Here is a 22,763-nt window from a genome sequence, read left to right as displayed (position 1 = left end):
ATTTTTATCTCCCGCATCTATTCTCATTAGAGTCGAATCTGCTTGACTGGCGGAGTACCCTAACGCTTGAGGAGAACCCGATGATCCGTCCGAGACTATGGCCTTTGCTGTTGGTCCTGCTGTGTACCGTTGCTGCGTGGAGCCAGCGCTGCACCGAAGGCAAGGACATGGACCCGACGACCCGCAGCGCCATTGATTCGGCGGCGCGCCAGTACTTCCAGATGGCTGCCAATGCTGATTCCGCCGGGCTACAGCAGAACTCCATTCTCTCGGTTGCCCAGAATTTCGGCGGAATCTCAAATGCGGTCCGCGACAATCTCGCCGGCCTGCAGGGCTCGCAGCCGAACGTTCGGAGCGTGTTCCTGCTTGACGCCTCCAACGCAACCGGCACCGTCCAGCGTGCCGAGTTCTATTGCGGCGTATTCGGCGCTTACGGACATACAGCCACAAGCAGCGCATTTTTCATACCTAACCTTCCGGCTGGCATGTACGCCCTGGCAATCGTGGACGCCCAAGGATCTAAGGAACCCTTCACGCTGTCCTTCGTCCTGCAGCAAATGGGACAACAGTGGAAGCTGGCAGGCTACTACGCCAAAGCGGGAACAGCAGCCACCCACAACGGCGATTGGTATGTTCAGCAGGCTCGGGATTACAAGCAGAAGGGTGATAACGCCACTGCCTATTTCTACTACTGGCAGGCGCGCGATCTGCTTGCGCCAGTTCCGTTCATGAGCACACTGCAACTGGACAAACTCTACGACGAGATGCAACAGGTCGCACCAAAGGATCTTCCCGTCGGGCAAAACCAAACCGTAAACTTCAACGCGAACGGGAAGACATATCCGCTTATGACGATGTTTCCCCTCCCGGTGGGCAATGAACTCGACCTCGTCGTCAAGTACGCTTCCCCTGATATCAGCGACACTGCCAAAACCTGGCAGGAGAATATGGACTTGATTAATGCGCTGATGGCCAAGTACCCCGCATTCCGAAACGCTTTCCAAGCTATCGTTGCGCGGGCCGTCGCACCCGGCGGGCAGGATTACGGGACGGTCCAGCCGACCAAGCAGACGCCAAATTCGCCCCAGTCGGCTACGAAATGATCGGCTAATCGCGAGATGCGGGAACGCCCGATTACCCGTTTTCCTGATGTTTCTATAAAATTTCCCCGTGCCCCAGGACGACTCTCAGATTACTCAACCCAGTTCGCCCGCGCTCTCCGCGTTCATTGCTGAAATGGAGCGCTTCCCCGTCTGGACGCTTGCGGATGTCGCCAAAATCGCCATCATCGCATTCGTCGCGATCATCTTCTCGATCGTTCTCGTTATCATGATCGCCACCGGCTTGCCGTGGTTCCGCGGCATGCCGATGACGGACGTGGTAACCGATGCACGGCTGGCGACCGTATCACAACTGCTGGCATACCTGATCACCTTGTGGTTTGTTTACCGCCTGATCGTGCGCCACTACGGAATTCCATTTGCCGAAGGAATTCGCTGGCGCTGGCCCCGGATTTCGTGGCCTGTTTACATAAGCGGCGGCATCTTGCTGTGCGTCGCGATTCAGGCCCTGGGACATATGCTTCCTCAGCCGAAACATGTTCCTCTCGAGGATTTATTCCGCACCCCACTGGCGGCGTGGCTGCTCACAATTTTCGGTACCTTTATTGCACCGCCGGCGGAAGAATTGTTCTTCCGTGGGCTGCTGTTCCCTGCACTTGACCGAACGATGAATCTCTTCTGGAGCGTGTTCCTGACCGCTCTGCCCTTCGCTCTTCTTCATGGCGGACAGCTGGCATTCAGTTGGTCACCGCTGCTCGGGATCTTTATCGTCGGCGTGGTGCTCACGCTTGTGAGGGCGAGGGCGGAATCATTGGCCGCTTCGGTTCTTGTGCACATGGCATATAACGCGACGACATTCGGCATGGTAATTTACGCCACGCACGGCTTCCAGCACCTGCAAAAACTCACAAGTTGACAAGCAGGTTCGGTTTACGGAAGTTGGCGGTCTACTGAGCTGCGGCGGCTTCTGAAATCAGCACAGCGCCAGTGGCCATGTGACGCGCTACTGCTATCGCCGAGTTTGAGCTCTCTTCCGCGGTACACGCTCCGGCAATCACTTCGATTTCGCTGCCGTTGCCTGAATCTGCGCGCACAAAGCGCATACCGACAATATCCGTAGGCCGTTCCGTAATTGCCGCGATATCGCTCACGCGCAAGGAGAGGCTGCTGGAAACCAGGAGCGTACCCGGCCGGCAGATCCGATCGAGCAGCCGAAAAATTTCCTCCTTGGATTCGAACTCGTCCGGGACGGCCTCGATAACCATGTCGGCCTCCCTCGCGGCTTCTTCCAGCGACGTCGCAAATTCGAGCCTGGCCATCGCCGCCTCTGACTCCGCGTGCGCGACCAGTCCCGAGTTCACGGCGCTCTCGAGGCTGCCGCGGATCTCGCCTTCGGCGCGACGCAGGCTGGTAGGCAGAATGTCTTCGAGAATGGTTCGGAAGCCACCGAGAGCAGCCAACTGGGCGATGCTTCGCCCTGCAGGTCCGGCGCTGATCACGGCGATAGTGCGGATTTCGCGCACCTCAGCCGCGCTCCAGCGAGTCCACTACCTTAACCCAGTTCGGATTACAATTCTGCATGTATTCGGCAAGCCTCTTTTTCTCTTCCGGCGTCACAAACGCCAGACTGGCCTGGATGCGGCGCAGGGTTGCCGCGATATCGTCGACATAGTTCATCATACGGATAAGTTCACCGCTGGCTACGGGCATGAATCCTCCTGGTGCGCACTGGAAAATATGGGATGCGGAATAGCGCAGCTGCCGCAAACAATTCCATTGTATTGTTAACAGACCTCGGCTGTATCGTAAAGTCAGCTACTCCGCTACAGCCGTTCACATACGAATTTACATCTAAGGTCTAGGATGCGCTCGCAAACAGAACCGATCCTCTACGAAACTTCCGGTATTTCCGAATGCCTCGATCGGCTCACAGCGCACAAGATCCAACTCGTTCCCGGCGCAACCTACCGCCTCCAGTTCAACCAGGAATTCGGATTTCGTGATGCCAAAGCGCTCGTTCCTTACCTGCGCGCGCTCGGGATCAGCACCTGCTACGCCTCTCCGCTCTTGGAAGCTCGCACTGGCAGCGCTCATGGCTACGACATTACCAATCACAACAAGCTCAACGCCGAGATCGGGACCGAAGAAGAGTTCCACGAATTGGCGGAGGAACTGCGCACCCACAACATGGGCCTGCTCCTCGACGTTGTGCCCAACCACATGGGCGTTGGTTACGGAACCAACCCGTGGTGGCAGGATGTGCTCGAGAATGGGCGCGCTTCCCGGTTCGCGGCTTTTTTCGACATCGATTGGGACCCGCTCAAACCGGAGCTCCGGAACAAGGTCCTTTTGCCCATTCTGGGCGACCAGTACGGGGAGGAACTCGAAACCGGCAAACTGGCACTGCAGTACGACGACGGTAGGTTTATCGTTCGCTACTACGAAAAGGTGCTCCCACTCGATCCGCAAACGATCCCGCTGATCTTCGAGCCCCTGGGAGACTTGGGCACCAGCGATGTCATACGCGAATTCCAGAGCCTCCTCGTGTCGCTTTCCGAACTCCCCTGTCACGATACCGCCGAAGGCGATCGCGCCATAAAGCGACAACGCGAAATCCCTTTCCTCAAAGAGCGCCTGAAGGAACTGGTGGATGACTCCCCGGAAGTGCGTCGCCTGATAAGCCGCGCAATTGAACGGGTGAACGGGATCCCGGGTGACGCCCGAAGCTACGACGCCATGCACAAACTGCTCGAAGCCCAGAGCTACCGGCTCGCGCATTGGCGTGTCTCCGGCGAGGAAATCAACTACCGCCGCTTCTTCGATATCAACGATCTGGTCGGACTCCGAATGGAAGACCCTGCGGTGTTCGCCGCAACGCAGAAATTGATCCGCCGCCTTCTCGCCGATGGATGTATGCAAGGCCTGCGAGTAGACCACCCTGATGGTCTCTTCAATCCGCCGCAATACCTCACGCGCCTGCAGATGCTCTACGCCGCGAGTCAGTGCTGCGGTCCCGAGCCGAAGGTACCCCAGGCCGAAAATGGGATCGAACTCGACGTTCAGACCATCTTCGGCCAGCACGATTGGGTTCGCAGTCGTGCCCCGCTTTACGTCGTTATAGAGAAGATTCTGGAACCCGGCGAGGACCTTCCCGAGAAGTGGCAGGTTGATGGCACCGTCGGCTACGACTTCATGAACTTGGTCAACGGCATCTTTATAGACAGTCGCAATCGTAAGGCATTTACCGCTTTCTATCACCGGTTCATTGGCGGAAGCATCGACGTCGATACACTGATTTACGACTCGAAGAAGCTGATCATGAACTCGGCGCTGAGCAGCGAAGTCAACGTGCTCGGTCACATGCTCGACGAGATCAGCCTTACCGACCGACGCGCCCGCGACTTCACGCGCAAAACCCTGCGCGACGCGATCATCGAGACCATCGCCTGCTTCCCCATCTACCGGACCTACATCGACGAACGTGGATTCATCAGCGATCGCGATCGCGAATACATTCAGCAGGCTATCGCGCGCGCCAAGCGTCGCAACGGATCGACTCCGGCACCGGTGTTCGATTTTCTGCAGGAAATTTTGCTGTTGCGCGGGGCCGACGGTGGGGCGCCTGTTTACGGATACCGTAAGCAGCTCTATTTCGCCCTGAAATTCCAGCAACTCACCGGGCCGGTAATGGCCAAGGGCCTGGAAGACACCTCGTGTTACGTCTACAACCGGTTCGTATCCGTGAACGATGTCGGCGGCTCACCCCGCGAATTCGGAATCGAAGTGGAGGAATTTCATCGCGGCAATCTGAAGCGGCTCGAGAACTGGCCGTACTCGATGCTGACCACCTCGACGCACGACACCAAGCGCAGTGAAGATGTTCGCATGCGCCTGGACGTACTGAGCGAAATCCCGAGACCGTGGGCAGCGCAGGTGATGCGCTGGAGAAGGATCAATCGGACTAGAAAACGGACGCTTTCGGACGGCAGAGTAGTACCGGATTACAACGAGGAGTACCTGCTCTACCAGACATTGATCGGCACGTGGCCGGTTCGGAAGGTGAACGGAGCGCCGTCCGCGAAATTCAGCGCTGAAGAGCGCACCGCATACACCAGTCGCATCCGCGACTACATGGACAAGGCTGTGCACGAAGCCAAGGTGAACTTAAGTTGGGTAAACCCCGATTCGGACTACGTTGAATTGCTGGGGAAATTCCTTGAGCGGATCCTGATGCCGCTATCGGAATCGCGGCCCAACGCATTTCTGAAATTAATCGAGTCCTTCGTGGAACGCATTGCCTATTTCGGCGCAATCAATTCGCTCTCGCAGACGTTGATCAAGATCACCGCGCCGGGAGTCCCAGACATCTACCAGGGCCAGGAACTGTTCGACTTCTCGCTCGTCGATCCGGATAATCGGCGGCCTGTGGATTTTCGCCTGCGTGAAACGATGCTGGAGGAATTATCGCGACGCTCGGGCGATCCTGTCCTGCTGGACGAGATTTTGCGCGATTGGCCGGACGGGAGAATTAAGTTGTGGGTCACGTCTCGCGCGTTGCAATACCGCCAGGCCAACATCCGCCTCTTCCAGAACGGACGCTACGTGCCGATCCACGGTACGGTTCAGAATGAACGGCACATCCTCGGCTTCGCGAGAATGGGCGATGGGAACGTCGCGATCACAGTTGTTCCGCGATTCCCATTGACTCTAGCCGGGGGAGAGCTGCGTGCCATCTCCGGCGATATTTGGGGAAATGCTGAAATCGTTTTGCCGCCCGAAGCTGCCAACCGGGAGTTGCGCAACGTGCTGACCGGAGAGACTATTCACGTCACGCGTGAGCATACACTTCTCGTCGCTGACGTTTTTCGGCGATTCCCTGTGGCACTGCTGGGAAGCTGAAAGCTAAAGAGTCGCAAGCCGAAAGCTTGGCGAAGTCCGCAGACTTTCGGCCTCACACGACGAAATATTCCCGCAACTCTGGAACTTGTTGCGGCGGGCCGCCTCGGTCGGCAGCTTCCACCAGCGTCGCGAGCTTTTGCGCTAATTCCGGTCGAAGTGATCCCGGCTTGTACCGCCAGCTCCAGTTCCCGTTGGACGAACTTGGTACATTCATGCGAGCATCCGACCCCAGCCCAAGCACATCCTGCATGGGAACGATACAAAGGCGCGCGACCGAGGACTCCGCAGCGCGAATCATCGCCCAGTGCATCCCGTCTTCAGCTTGTCCAAGGTAGGCACTGGCGAATCGACGCCCTTCGCCGGAAATGCCATGCTGCCACCATCCCGGCGTTGTATCGTTATCGTGCGTGCCCGTGTACACAACGGTGTTGGGCACGAATTTGTGCGGCAAATAGATATGCGCGCCCGGGTTGTCGAAACCGAACTGCATTACGCGCATGCCGGGAATCTTCAGCCGCTCGCGCAGTTCATATACATCCTGAGTGATCATGCCGAGGTCTTCGGCGATGAATGGCAGGTCTCCCAGCTGCCTCTGAAATACCTGGAACAAATCTTCGCCTGGCCCGGGAACCCATTTCCCATTGACCGCTGTCGGTTCGCTCGCCGGAATCTCCCAGTAAGCCTGGAATCCCCGGAAGTGGTCGAGGCGGATGTAGTCGCACAGCATCAGCGCCCAGCGGACGCGCTGCACCCACCAGTCGTACCCGCGATCGCGCAAAGCATCCCAACGGTAGAGCGGGTTACCCCAGCGCTGCCCGGTTTCGGAAAACGCGTCGGGCGGCACTCCTGCGACGACCTCCGGGTTCCCCTCGCGGTCCAACCGGAAGACATCCGGGTGCGTCCACACGTCGGCCGAGTCGTAACTGACAAAGATCGCGATGTCGCCAATGATGCGAATGCCGCGCAAGCCGCAATACGCGCGCAGCGAGCGCCACTGCTCGAGAAACGCGAACTGCAGGAAGCGCCCGATGCTCAACTCTTCCGCAAGTTCTTTGCGCGCGCGATCCAGCGCTGCCGGTTCGCGCAGCGCCAGTTCACGAGGCCAGTGATTCCAGCTCTCACGATTGCGATGGCGCCGCAACGCATCGAAGAGGACGAAATCTTCCAGCCACCAGCCGTTCTCCCAGCAGAACTTCTCGAATCGCCGGCGATCCTCACCATTCGCGCCCTTCAGGAAGTTTCGCGCGGCCTCTTCCAGCACCGGAACCTTCGTGGCGGCTACGCGCTCATAATCCACTCTGTCGACCGAGTCAGGCAGACTATTCACGCGCCCCCGGTCGATCCACCCATGCTCGGCGAGCCGGTCGAGACTGACCATCAGCACGCTTCCGGCAAACGCCGAAGTTGAAGAATAAGGAGAGTTCCCGTATCCCGGCGGTCCAAGTGGCAGCACCTGCCACAGCGTCTGCCGGGCAGCCGCCAGGAAATCTACAAACTCATAGGCGGCAGGCCCAAGATCGCCGATTCCGCCGTGGGCGGGCACCGAAGTCGGATGAAGGAGAATTCCAGAGGCACGTTGTTCAAACATGAGTTAAGCAACAGACGAACGTCTTTTTGAGGTTAACACGGAGGGACTGGCCGCGAACGCCGGAGTGACACCTTTGTTGGACCGGTTCGCATCGCACGCACACCAAACATCTGAGAATATCTCCTGAGCCTGATTATCTCTTGTACCCAATCTTCCGCAGAAGGTCGTGCCGCCACGCGACATCATTCTCTCCTTCGACGCCTTTCGGGGAGCTTCCGTCGATGACTCCGAGAACGCCCCGGCCCTGCTCGCTCTGGGCCAATACGACCTCCAACGGGTTCGCCGTCGCGCAGAAGATTGTGCACACCTCCGGCACGTCCTTAATCGCATTGAGTACGTTAATCGGGTAAGCGTTCTGGATCACCAGCACGAAGACATGGCCGGCCGCCAAGGCTTGCGCGTTACGCACGGCGATCTCCTTCAGGCTGGCATCGTTCCCTTCTGAACGCGTGAGACACGCTCCCGAACTTTCATTGAATGCCAGGCCGAACTTGGCCTGCGGCACCGTCGTAGCGATCACCTCGTAGAGATCTTCAACGGTCTTTATGAAATGCGATTGGCCAATAACGATGTTGGCATCCGCTGGAAATTGCATTCGCACTGAGAGCAGCTCAAGCATTACGCCTCCTCCGATGCGATGATAATGATCTCACGATGCGCTTTCTTTGCGCTTTGGTCGGACTCTTTTTGGCAGGGACGACTGGGATCAATTAGTTACACTCAAACACCCGCCGCGGCAGTTTCTGTTTCGATCCTGTTGCGTCCGGCCGCCTTCGCCCGATAAAGCGCCACGTCAGCATTGTGGAGAAGCACTTCCGGTCCGTCACCTTCTCGCCATTGGCTGACCCCGAAACTCGCCGTAACCCTGATTTCCTGGGCACCAGCCAATACGGGGGTGTCTGACACCCGAACCCGGACTCGCTCGGCAACCTCGAAAGCTTGCGTCTCATTGCAATCAGGCAGCACCACCAGGAACTCCTCGCCGCCGTACCTGCCAATATTGTCGTACCGGCGAATTGTCTCGGCCATTCTCTTGACGACGTCGCGCAGCACCTCGTCTCCCGCAAGGTGGCCATACGTGTCATTCACATTCTTAAAGAAGTCGATGTCCGCGAGAAAGATGCTGAGCGGCGTGTGGAATCGCCGCGATCGACTGAGTTCGTTCAGAAGCAGATCGACGATCGCCCGGCGGTTCCAAACCCGGAGCATCGAGTCATGCGTCGCTTCGAACTTGAGCGACTCCCGCGCCTCGATCAGTTCTTCCTGCGTTCGGACGATCCGCTCCCCGACTTTCAGACGCGCCCTGAGTTCGAAGTCCTGAAACGGCTTGAGTAGATAGTCGTCAGCACCTAGTTCAAAGCCCTTGACTATCTGCTCCTGCTCTTCGTTCGCGCTCAGCAAGATGGTGTAAATGTACGCCTGGTTCTTTTGCCGGATCAGTTCGCATAATTCCAAACCGCTCAGGCCTGGCATAATGCAATCCAGGAGAGCCAAACGTGGAGCATTCTGCTGTAACAAAACATCGCGAGCCTGATTGCCGTCAGTGGTTAGAACGACCTCGTAGCCCCAGCTCTCAAGCAGGGTCTTGAGCATCGATTGATAAATCCTAGAGTCGTCGGCAACCAGTATCTTCATAGGGAGGCGGGTTCCCGGACTTCAGCTTTGAATACTCTAAGTACGTAATCGACTCTTGGCAATATTTCCTTGAATTCTGGGAGCGGGAGAATCCCGTTGGCGTCCCGAAATGGGAGAGTCTCACGATATTCCCGGATTGGCCCGGAACACAACGTCGCTTATCCCGCACAGGTAAGACTAAGAGAAAGTGCGGGCCAATCCATAAGGCCCGCACCTCCCGATAGACGACTAGCTCACCGCAACTCTCCTTTTAGCCGCGGGGAGATCAAAGCGATCGAGGTTCATCACCTTGCACCACGCGGCGGCGAAGTCTTTCACGAACTTTTCCTTGGAGTCGCTGGCTCCGTAGACCTCCGCGAATGCCCGGAGCTCGGAGTTCGAACCGAAGATAAGGTCGGCCCGAGTACCGGTCCACTTGAGTTTGCCCGTCGCACGCTCCAGTCCTTCGTAAACGCCTTCTTCGGAAGAAGGCTGCCACTTCGTATTCATGTCGAGCAGGTTAACGAAGAAATCGTTCGTCAGCGTTCCGGGCCGATTGGTGAACACGCCGTGCTTCGACTGCCCGAAGTTCGCGCTCAGCACGCGCATGCCACCGATGAGAACTGTCATCTCGGGGGCAGTCAACTTCAGCAACTGCGCACGATCCAGCAATAGCTCCTCAGTTGTTCTCTTCTCGCCTTTACGGCGGTAGTTGCGGAAAGCGTCCGCCGCGGGTTCCAGTACGGCGAACGAGTGTGTATCGGTCTGCTCCTGTGAAGCATCGGTGCGCCCCGGCGAGAATGGAATCTTCACGTCGTTGCCACCCTTTTTCGCGGCTTCTTCGATTGCGGCGTCGCCAGCGAGGACGATCAGGTCGGCCAACGACACCTTCTTCCCTTTGTTCCCATTGGACTGCGAGCTGTTGAACTCCTTCTGAATCGCCTCCAGTTTTGGCAATACCCTCGCCAACACTGCAGGCTGGTTCACTTCCCAATCCTTCTGAGGTGAGAGGCGGATTCGCGCGCCGTTTGCGCCACCACGCTTGTCGGAGCCGCGGAAGCTCGCCGCCGCCGCCCACGCCGTCGATACCAGGTCGGAAATCGACAGCCCGGAGGCGAGAATCTTCGCCTTGAGAGCGGCGGCATCCTTCTCGTCGATCAGCTTGTGATCCACCGGCGGAAGCGGGTCCTGCCAGAGTTGTGGCTCGTTCGGAACCAACGGCCCGAGATATCGCGTGATCGGCCCCATATCTCGGTGCGTCAGCTTGAACCACGCCTTGGCGAACGCTTCGGCGAACTCTTGTGGATTCTCGTAGAACCGTCGCGAGATCTTTTCGTAAGCAGGATCAAATCGCAACGAAAGATCGGTTGTCAGCATGCTTGGTCCGTGACGCTTTGATGGATCGTGTGCGTCCGGGAACTTACCGGCCCCGGCGCCATTCTTCGCTGTCCACTGATACGCACCAGCCGGGCTCTTTGTGAGTTCCCATTCGTACCCGAACAGGTTCTCGAAGAAATTGTTGCTCCACTTCGTCGGTGTCTGCGTCCAAGTGACTTCGAGGCCGCTGCCGATCGTGTCTCGGCCTATCCCTGTTCCGAAACTGCTCTTCCAGCCGAGACCTTGCTCCTCAACCATGGCGGCTTCCGGCTCCGGACCAACGTGCGTCGCAGGACCAGCGCCATGAGTCTTGCCGAAGGTGTGTCCACCAGCGATGAGGGCAACCGTTTCTTCGTCGTTCATTGCCATGCGCGCAAACGTTTCCCGGATGTCACGCGCCGCAGCGATGGGATCCGGCTTGCCATTGGGCCCTTCCGGATTCACGTAAATGAGGCCCATCTGAACAGCTCCGAGAGGATTGGCAAGGTCACGATCACCACTGTAGCGCTGGTCCTCCAGCCACTTGCCTTCGGGGCCCCAATAAAGCTCTTCGGGCTCCCAGACGTCCTCACGCCCACCGCCGAAGCCGAAGGTCTTGAAGCCCATCGATTCCAATGCAACATTTCCGGCCAGGACCATAAGATCAGCCCAGGAAATCTTCCTGCCGTACCTCTGCTTGATTGGCCAAAGCAACCGACGCGCCTTGTCGAGGTTCACGTTGTCGGGCCAGCTGTTGAGAGGCGCAAAGCGCTGTTGACCGGAGCCGGCGCCGCCGCGCCCGTCTCCGATACGATACGTACCCGCAGCGTGCCACGCCAGTCGAATGAATAGCGGTCCATAGTGGCCGAAGTCAGCCGGCCACCACTCCTGGGAGTCCGTCATGACGGATTGCAGGTCCTTGATCACGGCGTTCAAATTGAGGCTCTTGAATTCTTCCGCGTAGCTAAACTCCTTGCCCATCGGGTCGTTCAAGGGACAGTTCTGGTGAAGGAGCTTGAGGTTCAGCTGGTTGGGCCACCAGTCCGCATTGGTCCGGGCTCTTGGAGCGCCATGCGCGACGGGGCATTTAGCTTCGGATGGGGAGGTTTGCTGCTGACTCTGGGGACTAGCCCCTGCTGCGGTGGCAAGTTCTTTTTCCATAGCTCCCATTTTCCGCCCCACAACGGTAGAGGTAAAATATATGTTTCCTATAATTCCCATAGGATTTGCGTCTTGGCGCATTTTGGCGGGGGTCTATATGGAAGTTCACCAGCTCCGGTATTTCTGCGCCGTCGCTCGTCATGGCACCTTCACCCGCGCTTCTGAGGTAGAACACGTCGCGCAACCTTCTCTGTCGCAACAGATCCTGAAACTCGAAGCGGAGTTGGGTGCTCGGCTCTTCGATCGCCTGCCTCGCTCCGCCAAGCTCACGGTGTTCGGGAAGGCCTTCCTGCCGAAGGCGGAAAAAATCCTTCGCGAGTTGGACGCGGCCAAGACCGAGCTTCGCGATATGTCCAGCAATGAGAAAGGTGAAGTTGTCGTCGGGATTATCCCGACGATCGCCGCCTACCTGCTTCCCAGGCTACTGAATGGGTTCACGGCGCGGCATCCGCTCGTAACTATCAAAATCATCGAAGACATCACGCCGACCCTGGTGCAGCGCCTGCATGATGGGACGATTGACCTCGCCGTAGCGGCCTTGCCGATTGCCGGAAACGAACTCGACAGCCTGGAGCTATTCGAGGAGAAGTTCTACGCGGTGCTTCCCGAGAAACACCAGCTTGCTTCACGCTCTTCGGTCAGTCTGGCAGAGTTGAATCGCGAATCGTTTCTTCTGCTGAAGGAGGGCCATTGCTTTCGCGACAGCCTGATCGCGGCCTGCCACAAGTCAAGAATCTCGCCGCGCGTGGTATTCGAGAGCGGCCAGTTTGCCTCTATATTGGCAATGGTCTCTGCGAACATGGGCGTATCGGCAGTACCGGCCATGGCGGCGCGGCCGCAACCGGGATGCAAGTTCATTCCTATCTCAGGCAAACATAGCACCCGAATAGTTGGCATCGTAACCTCGCGCAATCATTATCAGAGTCGCGCCCAACGCCTGTTGATGAAGCAAATGCGCGACGCCTGCGGAGAAGCGGCGCGCGCTTCGTGAACGAGAAGCGCCGCCTCGATTAAGAAGTGGGTCTTGTAATTGCGTCGCGAGTGGGCGATCCGTTTACCAACCGCAAGATGTTGAGTGGATTCCGATCCTGCAACTCGTCCGGCAAACCTTCGTCGGGAAAATTCTGGAAGCATACGGGTTTTGCAAACCGGCGAATCGACAAAGTTCCAACCGAGGTGAAGCGACAATCGGAAGTCGCCGGATAAGAACCGCCGTGGACCATCGCATGCGAAACCTCCACCCCGGTCGGGAACCCATTGAAGAGCACGCGCCCAACGCGCGTTTGCAATACGTCGATCAACTCGGCAGCATCGCGAAGATCGGCCGCGGTTCCGTGCAGCGTGGCCGTAAGCTGGCCCGGCATTCTGACGGCGAACCTGAGCATGTCATTCATCCCGCGCGACCGCACAATCAACACGGTGGGACCGAATAGCTCGTCTATAAGTTCTTCGGTGAGGTTGGAAGATTCGGTTTCGAATACTGCGATATCAGCGCCACATGCGGGGGCAGCCACGCCACCGGCCAGTAATCGAACCTTACCACTTCTGCGCTCGACACCCGAGCGATACGTCTCGGCGATTGCCGCCGTTAAAAGCGTGCCTCGATTCACTTTCCCCGCAGCCTCGACAATCCTGGCCACAAATGTATCGCCTTGCGGCCCCTCGTCGACGAATACGAGCCCTGGCTTGGTGCAGAACTGGCCGACGCCCAGCGTGAAGGACGCAACCAGTCCTGACGCAATTGCTTCTCCGCGCTCACGCAGCGCGCCCGGAAGTATAAATAGTGGGTTCGTGCTGCTCATTTCCGCGAAGACCGGGATTGGTTCAGGCCGCTGCGCCGCAAGATCCATCAATGCCCGACCGCCGCGCCGCGAGCCCGTGAATCCCACCGCTCGTACCGCGGGATGAGTCACAAGTGCGCGTCCAACCTCGACCCCATCATCGAATAAAAGCGAGAACGCCCCGTCCGGCGCTCCGAAGCCTTTTAGCGCGTCGACGATCGTGCGCCCTACCAGTTCTGAGGTTCCCGGGTGAGCCGGATGCGCTTTCACCAGGACGGGGTTTCCCGCGGCCCACGCAGACGCCGTGTCTCCCCCGGCCACAGAGAACGCAAGGGGAAAATTGCTGGCTCCGAAAACAACAACCGGCCCCACGTGTCGCAGCATCGATCGCAGATCTGGCCGTGGAAGGGGCTTGCGCTCGGGTTGCGCCGTATCGATCCGCGCATCCACCCACGAACCGTCCTCGCAAACAGAGGCGAACAGTCGAAGCTGATTCGTTGTGCGTCCTACTTCTCCGCGCAGGCGGTCCAGCGTGAGTGCTGTTTCCCGGTGCGCTCGCTGAACTATTTCCTCGCCTGACCGCTCGATGGACTCAGCAATCGCACCCAGCATGGCTGCACGATCTTTGCCGCTTAACTTCGCCAGAACTGGCGACGCCTGCACCGCCAGATGCGCAGCGCGGTCAACGTCGTCCTTGGTCGCCTTTACGAATTCGCCGGAAAGCGCTGTGCCGGTCGCGGGATCCAATGCCGTGAATTTTGGTCCGTCACCAGTAGCCTCTGCAAAACCGATTAATGACTTTCCGCCCAGGTCCATGCGCTCCTCACAGTTTCGGCCGATTCGCCAACGCTTCTCGCAGAATCCCCAGTGCCTTAACTCTTTCTTGACCGGTGATTGGAAGCCGCGGCGGTCTAACCCGTTCGCTTCCTCTCCCCACTTCCTGCTGAACAAGTTTGATGAGTTGCACGAACTTCGGAACTGTATCCATACGTAGCAACGGCAGAAACCATCGGTACAGTTCGTCGGCTCGTTTTCTGTCGTTCCTGATGCCGGCTTCGAACAGCGCTACCGATTCAACCGGAAAAGCATTTACCAAACCCGCCACCCATCCAGTTGCGCCAACCCCGATTCCTTCCAGGATTTCGTCGTCCACGCCCACGCAGACCGACAGGCGGTCGCCCAGCATGGCCCGAATTCCACTGACCCGTCGCGCATCCGCGCTCGACTCCTTCACGGCTTCCAGATTCTTGTGCTCCGCCGCAAGCTCGGCGATGTGCTCGGGAAGAAAGTCCGTCCCGTACGCGATGGGATTGTTGTAGAGCATAACCGGGAGCGCCGTCGCTTTCATCACGGTGGAGACGTGTACTTTCATTTCGCGCCAGTCACCTCGGTACACATACGGTGGCAACACCATCAATCCGTTGCACCCAACCTTTTCCGCCTCACCGGCAAATCCAGCAGCGCGATCGGTGCGCAGCGATGAAATGGCGGCGATGACTGGCGCCCTTCCCCCAACAGCCTTCACACAACTCCGCAGCACGCCTATCTTTTCTTCTGTGGAAAGTGTTGCGCCCTCACCCAGCGATCCTGGCGCTACGATTGCGGTGCATCCGCTCTCCAACATCCACTGGCAGTGTTGAGCGAGCGAATCGTGATCCACGCTCAAGTCTTCGCGCAAGGGCGTTGTGATTGCCGGCAAAACTCCCTTCCAGTTCATCCTTGTTCTCCTCTTATCCTTCCGGTGACATTGAATCTGCGCTCAGGGTCTCAACTCTCGCGGGGAAAACGGGGGGGCGAGTATGCACTGCGTTCCAGCCGAAAAGAAATTCCGCGCTCGCACCGCATGTCCTTCCCTGGCACGCGCCCATGCCGCAACGCGTCTGAAGTTTGGCCTCACGCCAGCTTTTCATTTCGCGAACACGCCCGAACGTAACATCCTCGCATCGGCACACAAACGTGTCCTCGCGGCACAACCCGCGCAACTCCGGTCGCAAAACGAAAGTGGTGCGAAGAAGTTTTTCGAATTTCTTCCCGCGCAACCGTTCACGCAGGAACCCCTTAGCCTCTGTTTCACGCCCGGCGGCGGCGAGTCCCGCAATCTGGCCTTCACAGATTGCGGCGTCCACTCCCCCGATTCCCGTCGGTTCACCGGCGCAATAAACACTTTCAACTGAAGTCTGCTGGCGCTCATCGGTCACCACAAAACCCTCTCGGACCTCACACCCCAGGAGTCGCGGCAATTCGAGATTCGGAACGAGTCCGAAACCATAGGCAAGGTAGTCGCAGGAGACGGTGAACTGGTCGCGTCGAGAACGAAATTTCACTTCGCTAAGTTGGCCATCTCCCCGCGCTTCAACTGGCCAGCAACTGGTTCGGAGCGCAACGCCCTCCAGTTCCCCTTTGAACGAAAATGCCTGCCGCAATTTTGCCGGGCTCGAGAAAAGTCGAGTCGCAAATCCGGCGAGCCTTGCCAGACTTGCCTGTTCGGCTATGAGAGCGATCTCGCCGCCGCACTTTCGAAGATAAGCTGCGGCAGCCAGCAACAACGGTCCGGTTCCCGCGACGGCGAGTCGTTTCCCACGGACGTTCAGCCCGGATTTGACGAGCGACTGCAAACCGCCGCATCCGCAAACGTTCGGCAGAGTCCAGCCCGGAAACGGCAGTAGCAGTTCTCGCGCTCCCGTGGCAAGCACCAGGCGTGAGTAACGAATTGCGTGAAGACCCTTATAGTCCTCGCCCATTAACACGCCGCGTTCCGGACACTCTACGATCTGAACTCCTGCAAGAACATTTACTCCCGATTGCAGAACTCTTTCTTCCCAAGTCTTGAAATCGCCATTGGCAGTCGTAATTCCCGCGCGCCAGATCTGCCCGCCGAGTCTTGGGTTGTCGTCGATCAGCATGGTCTTGGCGCCGCTCTCAGCCGCGCGAGCAGCGGCCGCGAGCCCCGCCGGCCCCCCGCCGATAACCACCACATCCCAACGAGTCTCGCTCATCACTTCGTCCTGATATCCATTCCGGGTTCGCAGAGGGTCATGCAGCTTCGAACATGCGGAACGCCGTTGACCGTGACCCTGCATTCGAAGCAAACTCCCATGCCGCAAACCGCACCTCGTGGCTCGCCCGAAACCGAGTGTCGCAACGTCACCGTTCCGGAATCGAGTATCGCGGAGGCGACACTGGCTCCGGCAGGGACGCGCACCGGCGTTCCGTCAACTTTAATCTCGATTAGTTCAGGCATGGGACTGCACCAAGGTTGCTCGTGATGGAAGGTAGGGTGTAAAGGGTATCGCTGACTCCCGTCGCAAGACCTGGTCTGCGAGAAGCTTGCCTGTGGCGAGCGACGTAGTAATTCCGAGCCCCTCATGCCCTGTCGCCAGGTAGACGCCTGGAATCTCGGATGAACCAATGAGCGGCAGCTTATCTGGTGTAGCCGCCCGGAACCCCGTCCACGTACGAATCGCCTTCAGCTTTCCCAAGCCAGGCATGTACTCTACCGCTCGCGACAGCATGGCCCGAACAATCTGCCGATCCACGTCGGCGTCCTGCGTTCCATCCTGGCGCGAGGAACCGATCAGCAGCTGGTCCGTTCGACGAGGCTGAACGTTAAATGCCACGGAATCGGAACCCACCGAATGAGCACTCTTCAGGTATCCGAGTTCGACGAGTTGGTGATGCAAAAATCCAGGGTACCGGTCTGTTATTACCAGGTGTCCCTTGCGAGGTGCCACAGCGAGGCCGGGAGTAAGTTCGGGGGCGACGGAGCCGGTCGCGTTCACAACCGTTCCGGCCAGGATTTCAGAGCCGTCCTGAAGGATCACACGGCCTCTCTCCAGCCGCGCTACCGCTTTTCCAACCCACAAATCGCATCCGGCATTTCGAAGAAGAAAAGCCGCAGCCGTGGGAGGGTACAGCACGGCATCTCCCGGAACAAGCAGTCCGCCCGCAAGACCCGCCCGAAGGTTCGGTTCTGCTGCAGCAAGACTCTTCGCGTCCAGGACCTCGGTAGCGACGCCCCGGGCCGCGTAGTATTCGCGCTTCCGGTAGACCTCTCCCATCTCCTCTTCGTCGGCGGCGACCCAGATTGTCCCCGTCTTCTGGTACTCGACTTCTGCTGGAAGCTGCGGGATCAACTCGTGCCATAGCTGTTGTGAATACCGGGTCAGCGCAAATTGCGCTTCGGAGTCATCCATCACCACGATGTGCCCCATCCCGGCGGCCGTTGCGCCCGATCCAACCATATCGCGCTCAATTACGACGACCTTCATACCCGCAGATGCGAACTCCGCCGCACAGGCCGCACCCACGATCCCGGCGCCCGCTATCGCAATATCGAATGTCGATTTCGCGGTCATCTCGTGCGTTTCTACTCAGCGTACCGCGCTGCGAATTCCCCAACCCAGTGGGTCAGTGGGATCGAGAATCAGGTCCGCTTCAGCGTTGATCCAAGCGGAACCCTTGATGCTTGGATACACCACACCATCCCGCACTCGAACGCTGCCTTCAAAGACGGTGCTCACCACGCTCTCCTGTCTCCAGACCTGCCCCGGCTTCAGTTTTCCGTCGGCATATAGGCAAGCCAGTTTGGCGCTGGTTCCTGTCCCGCATGGAGAGCGGTCATACGCCCTTCCAGGACAGAGCACAAAGTTCCGCTTGTCATTTTCGGGATTCAGCGCGGGACCGATCAGCTCGATGTGATCGATCTCCTGGTTGTCTCGTCCGGTAATGCCCTGCTGCTGAAGAGCCTTTCGGACCGCCCATGAATACTCGGTCAGAGCATCAAGATTGGATATCGAAATCTCAAGCGGATGTCCTTCAATCAGGAAGAACCAATTTCCACCCCAGGCAATGTCGCCCACCACGCACCCATGTCCCGGCACCTGGACCTCGACTCCCTGCGCGTGGCGATAGCTGGGAACATTGTGAACCGTAACCTCTCCATCGCTGTGCAGCTCCGCCGTAACCTCTCCGACGGGAGTTTCAATTCGATGGACACCGGGACGGATTCGCCCCTTGTACGACAGCGTCGTAATCAGGCCAATGGTCCCATGCCCACACATCCCAAGGTAACCAACATTGTTAAAGAAGATGACTGCAGCGGCGGCTGCAGGATTAACCGGCTCGCACAAAAGGGCGCCAACCACTGCATCCGATCCCCGCGGCTCATTCACTATCGCGGATCGGAAGTGGTCATACTTCTCGCGAAAAACTCGCAGCCTCTCCTCCATGGTCCCAGGGCCAAGACCCGGCATACCCGAGACCACCACGCGGGTTGGCTCCCCAGCGGTGTGCGAGTCGATCACGTGAATACGATGCATGCGGTTTTCCAAGTCTTGCCCAACCTCTCTCTTGTCAAATAAGAATACGGTATACAAGTTTCGCGAATAATTCATGGATATTTCGACAGGCGGGATCGAACGAGAGCCGCGCCCCAGCCATGGTGAACACCGCTGCGGTCTGCACTAGCTGGTTGGCAGGAGTTGCTCCGTGGAGTTTCATACTTAAGGGTTGAGAACAGATGCTAAAAACCGTAAGTGATGGCACCATGGGTAAAGCAGCTACCTGCATTGTTCGGGAGGAGTCGATGTCAGCCGAGCCTGTCGAAATCAACCGGCTCTTCGATGTTGAGACATACATAAGATCGGCGATGGCGCCCACGGCCCTGCTTCTCGATCCTCGTGCGCCGCGACGGCCATGGTTTTGTGCTCTCTGCGTTGATTGTCGCGACATCCAGTGGCAGTACCCATCCCGTGGTCTACCGTTATCGATTGTTTCTGTCATGCGCAATACTTTCGGCACGCCGGTGACCGAACGGACACTGGTCATGATTCACAAGGGGCGCTTCGTCAAAGCAGTACATCTAAGCCAGTCCGACACCACGCAGGAGAAACGATTCCGACTCGCCCAGATGGTGCGGAAAGCTTTTGCCGTGAGTACACGTCAAGCAGTATCGAGACCATTTCCTGCCGACGATTCACCCGAAGTAGATGATCCGTACTCCGTGCTCAGCGCATCACCGCAGGACAGTGACAACGAAATCAAACGCAAATACAAGAGACTGGTTGCGGACTACCATCCTGACCGAGTCGCCACCCTGGGGATCGAGTTACGAGAACTCGCAGAAAGAAAAACTAAAGACATCAACAGAGCTTACGCCGCCATCCGGCGACTCCGAAAACTATCGGGAGACGCAACGGCGGCGGAATAAGCCACAATCAGCGCGATTCTCGGGCTAGAACCATGGAATAGATCAGGTATGAAGTGACTGGCGAGTAGGAACTGCTGCCGGGAAAGAAGTCTGTAATTCTGATGGTGGCCAGGGACGGAATCGAACCAAACAACACGTCGCTAAGAATTCCCTTTCGAACCGCGCTGCGACGCTGAGACAAAGTCGCGGCCTCTGCCGTGACCAGTTAAATCTCAACCAGTATTTGCGATGACTAGCAGGACGCGTACGGCACAGAGGAGTACTGAGCACCCCTCGCTCAGGCTGCCCGCGACACTCACGACTCTTCAATCTACTACGAACAACGTTGCGCCCTCGCTGGTATGAGAACGGTGCGGTGGATCTCCGTCCCCGACCTGGTAGCTCTGGTTCGGGCTCAAGCTGAACTTCCTTCCGTCCTTCAATTCCACTTCAAGTGAACCGGAGAGACAGAACAGTACGTGCCCCTTGGAGCACCAATGATCTGCGCGGTAACCGGGAGAGTATTCCAGGATGCGGATTCGAATATCTCCAAGATTTTGCGTGCGCCAGAGAGCGAAACCGCTTTCCCCCGCGTGCCGCGTCGGTTCGAGTTCGGACCAGTTGGTCACGAACATCTCTGTTGAAGGCATTTTCATGATGAGATAGTACACTGGCGAAAACCTACCTGTGATCGCTACCGATGAATAGGGCGAAAATCGATGATTCGGTTCGCTGTCTCCGAACAGGAGATCCACTCACCACTCCAGTCATCATTAGCATTGATGTAATTGAATTTCGAGTGGGCAGACGAGTGGCAGACTCTCAAAGTCGACTCTGAACACAGTCAACTACTTAGGGGCAGTTGGATTTCGGCTGCCTGCTTGCAATGGCCTCAGTAACACTTCCACGGAAACGCGCTGGAAGTGTCAACGGGAGGAATGGATGAGACGCATTTCAGCAATGGTTCTTGTCTCCTGCCTGATACTGGTGGCACTTGCAACAGTTTCACCTGCACAGACCAGTAAGGGCACGATCGCCGGAACCATCACAGACTCAAGCGGGGCTGTTGTCATTGGTGCGACAGTCACGGCGAAGAATACAAATGGTGGTGATGTACGCACCACAACTACCGGAAGCAACGGTGAATTCAGGATAGAAGCCGTTATTCCGAGTGTTTACGAAGTCACAGTTACGCAACAGGGATTCTCCCCGGCGAAGATCCCATCGCTTGATGTACGCGCCTCGGTTGTCACATCGCTGAACGCACAGCTCAAACCGGGAACTGCTGTTGACACGATCGAGGTCGAGGCCAGCCAGGGCCTCCTGCAGACCGAAACTGCGGAAATCAGTCAGATCGTGCCGGAAGCGGCTGTTACAGAGCTGCCGATCTTTTCGCAAAATCCAGTGGAGCTGTCGCTGACAAAGCCAGGCATTGTGAGCATAAGCCAGCGAGATGCCTTCACCAACGGTTTCGGATATTCCGTCGATGGTCTTCGGCCAAGAGCGAACAACTTCCTGATCGATGGGTTCGACAACAACGACAACGGAATCTCCGGACAGGCAATTCAGAACCAGAATCCCGAGGCGGTCAAGCAAGTGGTGGTTCTGACCAACTCCTATCCGGCCGAGTTCGGCCGCGGCGGCGGCTCTGTCACAAAGTCAGTCCCCACAGGCCATCGATCACCATCGGGCGACCGGCACCATTGTTCAGCTGGCCAAGAAAATTGTGCGTCCCGAGATCGAAAGCATTGATGGTTCCGTCGCCGAAATTCCCGATCAACATAGCATTGCTGAACGGTCCGAAGTTGTCAGGCGATACAGCGATGCCCCACGGCGAATTCGGTGTCCCCTGGCTTGCGAAGCGAACAACCAAGGTTCCGTCAGTATCAAATACATCGACAAATCCATGACCGTCACCTGCAACATCACCTTTCTTTGAGGCATCCTGCATCGCAAACGTGATTACCAGACGATTGTTCCCAACGTTTGCGATCCCAAACGGAGCGTAGCCTGCCGGGAGGTCAGGATCACTAAAGTTTCCGGTCAAATGGACCAGATTGAAATTCCGGTCGAAGACGTCAACTCGATTCTGACTAAAGTTCGTAGCATAGAGAAAGTTGCCGGTTGCAGTCGTACCCGTGGCGAGGCCTTTGTAAACTGCCCCGGTCGCTGAATTGTTCACAACGATCTTTGCGTTCACTCCGCCGGTCCAACCAGTGATCGTGCCGTCTTCGGAAACGAATAGAAATTGACTTGGAATCCCGTCGATCATCCAACCGGTCGTCGTGTTTGCAACGGTGCCTGTGACGACCGCTGGCCCATTGGTGTTCGGCCCGGCTAGAATGGTTACCTTATGCCGTTCGGTCGCGCCAGATCCGTCATAGATTGTGGAAGTACCGGTCCCGTTGTTTGCGATCCAGAATGGTCCGCCTGGAACGAAGGAGATTCCCCACGGATTCACCAGCGCCGGGTCTGTGTGTTGCGCGACCCCATTCACATCAGACACTAAATTCGTCTGGTTGTAAGAATTGTTCGTTTGAGCGACACTCTCGAATGCCAGCATCGCCAGAACAAGAAGAAAAAGCAATTTGCGACTTCGGAACATCCGAGTCCTCCAGTTCAAAGCACAAGTACGATCCAAACGTGATCGCCTTCCTGAAACATAGGAGGACCAGAAGGACTTGGTGTCACGACGCTGTCTTATGGAGGTAAAAGTTAGGTCGGTCGCTCACCAGACAAACAATCTTGCCTCCAGCCGACACGCCAACGCGTCTAATCGTGCATGCGATCTGAAACAGAAGAACTCGCCACCGCTCAAAATGAATTTCAGCAGTCCAGACTTACGGCAGCGGCACTAGCCTGGTCGTCTTTGTTTCTTGCAGCAATGGAGGCACTGTGTGTTTTCGCCGTGGCAATCAGTGGAGTTCGAGTAGTACTTGGTCTTGGCTCACTGCTGGCGACAGGTGCGGTCGGGCCGGCACATGGACTCCATCGCAACGCGGTTCGCATACCTGTGTTGACGCTGGCTGGGATACTGTCCGCCCTGAATCTGTTTTTGCTCTGGAACGAAGACAGGATCCGAAAAAATCCAGCGGCACATTGGAGATTACAACCCC

20 protein-coding genes are annotated in these 22,763 nt (G+C 57.4%); 6 read left to right on the top strand and 14 right to left on the bottom strand.

Features of this window, described 5'->3' with window-relative positions; genetic code table 11:
* Nucleotides 1-80 precede the first annotated feature (80 nt).
* The gene (locus ROO76_00775) at nucleotides 81-1,103 is read left to right on the top strand and encodes a hypothetical protein (protein ID MDT8066675.1); all 1,023 of its coding nucleotides are present in this window, start codon (nucleotides 81-83) and stop codon (nucleotides 1,101-1,103) included.
* A gap of 67 nt (nucleotides 1,104-1,170) precedes the next feature.
* A complete protein-coding gene (locus ROO76_00770) occupies nucleotides 1,171-1,977 on the top strand; it encodes a CPBP family intramembrane glutamic endopeptidase (GenBank protein ID MDT8066674.1) in 807 nt (268 codons plus the stop codon).
* A gap of 31 nt (nucleotides 1,978-2,008) precedes the next feature.
* On the opposite strand, the gene ROO76_00765 is transcribed toward ROO76_00770, so the two are convergent.
* Both ROO76_00765 and ROO76_00760 read right to left on the bottom strand, forming a co-directional pair.
* A complete protein-coding gene (locus tag ROO76_00765; GenBank protein MDT8066673.1) occupies nucleotides 2,009-2,584 on the bottom strand; it encodes a 3-hydroxyacyl-CoA dehydrogenase NAD-binding domain-containing protein in 576 nt (191 codons plus the stop codon).
* Between the two features lies 1 nt (nucleotide 2,585).
* Complete coding sequence (locus ROO76_00760; GenBank protein MDT8066672.1) at nucleotides 2,586-2,771, bottom strand: hypothetical protein; 186 nt, start codon at nucleotides 2,769-2,771, stop codon at nucleotides 2,586-2,588.
* Between the two features lie 153 nt (nucleotides 2,772-2,924).
* Here ROO76_00760 and treY point away from each other — a divergent pair, with 153 nt between their 5' ends.
* Nucleotides 2,925-5,960, top strand: coding sequence for a malto-oligosyltrehalose synthase (gene treY, locus ROO76_00755; protein ID MDT8066671.1), 3,036 nt, complete (start codon nucleotides 2,925-2,927; stop codon nucleotides 5,958-5,960).
* Between the two features lie 52 nt (nucleotides 5,961-6,012).
* Here the strand turns inward: treY and malQ are convergent, their stop codons facing one another.
* The 4 genes from malQ to katG form a co-directional block, all read right to left on the bottom strand.
* On the bottom strand, nucleotides 6,013-7,548 hold the full coding sequence (gene malQ / locus ROO76_00750) for a 4-alpha-glucanotransferase (protein MDT8066670.1): 1,536 nt from the start codon (nucleotides 7,546-7,548) through the stop codon (nucleotides 6,013-6,015).
* Between the two features lie 133 nt (nucleotides 7,549-7,681).
* Nucleotides 7,682-8,167, bottom strand: a complete 486-nt coding sequence (locus ROO76_00745; protein MDT8066669.1) for an adenosine-specific kinase — start codon at nucleotides 8,165-8,167, stop codon at nucleotides 7,682-7,684.
* A 101-nt stretch (nucleotides 8,168-8,268) separates the two neighbouring features.
* On the bottom strand, nucleotides 8,269-9,183 hold the full coding sequence (locus ROO76_00740) for a diguanylate cyclase (GenBank protein ID MDT8066668.1): 915 nt from the start codon (nucleotides 9,181-9,183) through the stop codon (nucleotides 8,269-8,271).
* 228 nt (nucleotides 9,184-9,411) lie between these two features.
* Entirely contained in the window at nucleotides 9,412-11,679 is a 2,268-nt protein-coding gene (gene katG, locus ROO76_00735; protein ID MDT8066667.1) for a catalase/peroxidase HPI, read from the bottom strand.
* A gap of 97 nt (nucleotides 11,680-11,776) precedes the next feature.
* Between katG and ROO76_00730 the strand changes: the two genes are divergently transcribed.
* The gene (locus ROO76_00730) at nucleotides 11,777-12,670 is read left to right on the top strand and encodes a LysR substrate-binding domain-containing protein (protein MDT8066666.1); all 894 of its coding nucleotides are present in this window, start codon (nucleotides 11,777-11,779) and stop codon (nucleotides 12,668-12,670) included.
* A gap of 19 nt (nucleotides 12,671-12,689) precedes the next feature.
* On the opposite strand, the gene ROO76_00725 is transcribed toward ROO76_00730, so the two are convergent.
* The 6 genes from ROO76_00725 to ROO76_00700 are packed head-to-tail and all read right to left on the bottom strand — an operon-like array spanning nucleotide 12,690 to nucleotide 18,778.
* Nucleotides 12,690-14,276: an aldehyde dehydrogenase (NADP(+)) gene (locus tag ROO76_00725; GenBank protein MDT8066665.1), complete on the bottom strand. Its 1,587-nt coding sequence runs from the start codon at nucleotides 14,274-14,276 to the stop codon at nucleotides 12,690-12,692.
* 7 nt (nucleotides 14,277-14,283) lie between these two features.
* On the bottom strand, nucleotides 14,284-15,177 hold the full coding sequence (locus tag ROO76_00720; protein MDT8066664.1) for a dihydrodipicolinate synthase family protein: 894 nt from the start codon (nucleotides 15,175-15,177) through the stop codon (nucleotides 14,284-14,286).
* Nucleotides 15,178-15,190: 13 nt separating this feature from the next.
* Complete coding sequence (locus tag ROO76_00715) at nucleotides 15,191-16,456, bottom strand: FAD/NAD(P)-binding oxidoreductase (GenBank protein ID MDT8066663.1); 1,266 nt, start codon at nucleotides 16,454-16,456, stop codon at nucleotides 15,191-15,193.
* Nucleotides 16,456-16,701, bottom strand: coding sequence for a (2Fe-2S)-binding protein (locus ROO76_00710; GenBank protein ID MDT8066662.1), 246 nt, complete (start codon nucleotides 16,699-16,701; stop codon nucleotides 16,456-16,458). Before ROO76_00710 ends, ROO76_00715 begins: the two co-directional genes overlap by 1 nt.
* Nucleotides 16,694-17,815, bottom strand: a complete 1,122-nt coding sequence (locus ROO76_00705; GenBank protein MDT8066661.1) for an FAD-dependent oxidoreductase — start codon at nucleotides 17,813-17,815, stop codon at nucleotides 16,694-16,696. The genes ROO76_00710 and ROO76_00705 overlap by 8 nt, the downstream gene beginning before the upstream one ends.
* A gap of 15 nt (nucleotides 17,816-17,830) precedes the next feature.
* On the bottom strand, nucleotides 17,831-18,778 hold the full coding sequence (locus ROO76_00700) for a 4-hydroxyproline epimerase (GenBank protein ID MDT8066660.1): 948 nt from the start codon (nucleotides 18,776-18,778) through the stop codon (nucleotides 17,831-17,833).
* Nucleotides 18,779-19,044: 266 nt separating this feature from the next.
* Here ROO76_00700 and ROO76_00695 point away from each other — a divergent pair, with 266 nt between their 5' ends.
* Complete coding sequence (locus tag ROO76_00695) at nucleotides 19,045-19,668, top strand: DnaJ domain-containing protein (protein ID MDT8066659.1); 624 nt, start codon at nucleotides 19,045-19,047, stop codon at nucleotides 19,666-19,668.
* A gap of 305 nt (nucleotides 19,669-19,973) precedes the next feature.
* Here the strand turns inward: ROO76_00695 and ROO76_00690 are convergent, their stop codons facing one another.
* Entirely contained in the window at nucleotides 19,974-20,303 is a 330-nt protein-coding gene (locus ROO76_00690) for a DHCW motif cupin fold protein (protein ID MDT8066658.1), read from the bottom strand.
* A gap of 286 nt (nucleotides 20,304-20,589) precedes the next feature.
* Here ROO76_00690 and ROO76_00685 point away from each other — a divergent pair, with 286 nt between their 5' ends.
* Entirely contained in the window at nucleotides 20,590-21,399 is an 810-nt protein-coding gene (locus ROO76_00685; GenBank protein ID MDT8066657.1) for a carboxypeptidase regulatory-like domain-containing protein, read from the top strand.
* Here the strand turns inward: ROO76_00685 and ROO76_00680 are convergent.
* A complete protein-coding gene (locus ROO76_00680; GenBank protein ID MDT8066656.1) occupies nucleotides 21,299-22,252 on the bottom strand; it encodes a TIGR03118 family protein in 954 nt (317 codons plus the stop codon). The two genes, ROO76_00685 and ROO76_00680, sit on opposite strands and share 101 nt — an antisense overlap.
* Nucleotides 22,253-22,763: the final 511 nt, after the last annotated feature.

The organism is Terriglobia bacterium (assembly GCA_032252755.1).
GTDB lineage: Bacteria > Acidobacteriota > Terriglobia > Terriglobales > Acidobacteriaceae > JAVUPY01.
Note: the sequence above shows the minus strand (reverse complement) of the source record. Positions and strands in the feature narration are given on the sequence as shown.

What these genes read in the sequence shown, in the direction of transcription:
- ROO76_00685 (MDT8066657.1), top strand. Translation starts at nt 20,590, where the DNA reads ATGAGACGCATTTCAGCAATGGTTCTTGTCTCCTGCCTGATACTGGTG.
- ROO76_00725 (MDT8066665.1), bottom strand. Translation starts at nt 14,276, where the DNA reads ATGGACCTGGGCGGAAAGTCATTAATCGGTTTTGCAGAGGCTACTGGT.
- ROO76_00760 (MDT8066672.1), bottom strand. Translation starts at nt 2,771, where the DNA reads ATGCCCGTAGCCAGCGGTGAACTTATCCGTATGATGAACTATGTCGAC.
- ROO76_00730 (MDT8066666.1), top strand. Translation starts at nt 11,777, where the DNA reads ATGGAAGTTCACCAGCTCCGGTATTTCTGCGCCGTCGCTCGTCATGGC.
- malQ (MDT8066670.1), bottom strand. Translation starts at nt 7,548, where the DNA reads ATGTTTGAACAACGTGCCTCTGGAATTCTCCTTCATCCGACTTCGGTG.
- ROO76_00700 (MDT8066660.1), bottom strand. Translation starts at nt 18,778, where the DNA reads ATGCATCGTATTCACGTGATCGACTCGCACACCGCTGGGGAGCCAACC.
- ROO76_00740 (MDT8066668.1), bottom strand. Translation starts at nt 9,183, where the DNA reads ATGAAGATACTGGTTGCCGACGACTCTAGGATTTATCAATCGATGCTC.
- ROO76_00720 (MDT8066664.1), bottom strand. Translation starts at nt 15,177, where the DNA reads ATGAACTGGAAGGGAGTTTTGCCGGCAATCACAACGCCCTTGCGCGAA.
- katG (MDT8066667.1), bottom strand. Translation starts at nt 11,679, where the DNA reads ATGGAAAAAGAACTTGCCACCGCAGCAGGGGCTAGTCCCCAGAGTCAG.
- ROO76_00690 (MDT8066658.1), bottom strand. Translation starts at nt 20,303, where the DNA reads ATGAAAATGCCTTCAACAGAGATGTTCGTGACCAACTGGTCCGAACTC.
- ROO76_00710 (MDT8066662.1), bottom strand. Translation starts at nt 16,701, where the DNA reads ATGCCTGAACTAATCGAGATTAAAGTTGACGGAACGCCGGTGCGCGTC.
- ROO76_00775 (MDT8066675.1), top strand. Translation starts at nt 81, where the DNA reads ATGATCCGTCCGAGACTATGGCCTTTGCTGTTGGTCCTGCTGTGTACC.
- treY (MDT8066671.1), top strand. Translation starts at nt 2,925, where the DNA reads ATGCGCTCGCAAACAGAACCGATCCTCTACGAAACTTCCGGTATTTCC.
- ROO76_00705 (MDT8066661.1), bottom strand. Translation starts at nt 17,815, where the DNA reads ATGACCGCGAAATCGACATTCGATATTGCGATAGCGGGCGCCGGGATC.
- ROO76_00680 (MDT8066656.1), bottom strand. Translation starts at nt 22,252, where the DNA reads ATGTTCCGAAGTCGCAAATTGCTTTTTCTTCTTGTTCTGGCGATGCTG.
- ROO76_00745 (MDT8066669.1), bottom strand. Translation starts at nt 8,167, where the DNA reads ATGCTTGAGCTGCTCTCAGTGCGAATGCAATTTCCAGCGGATGCCAAC.
- ROO76_00715 (MDT8066663.1), bottom strand. Translation starts at nt 16,456, where the DNA reads ATGAGCGAGACTCGTTGGGATGTGGTGGTTATCGGCGGGGGGCCGGCG.
- ROO76_00695 (MDT8066659.1), top strand. Translation starts at nt 19,045, where the DNA reads ATGTCAGCCGAGCCTGTCGAAATCAACCGGCTCTTCGATGTTGAGACA.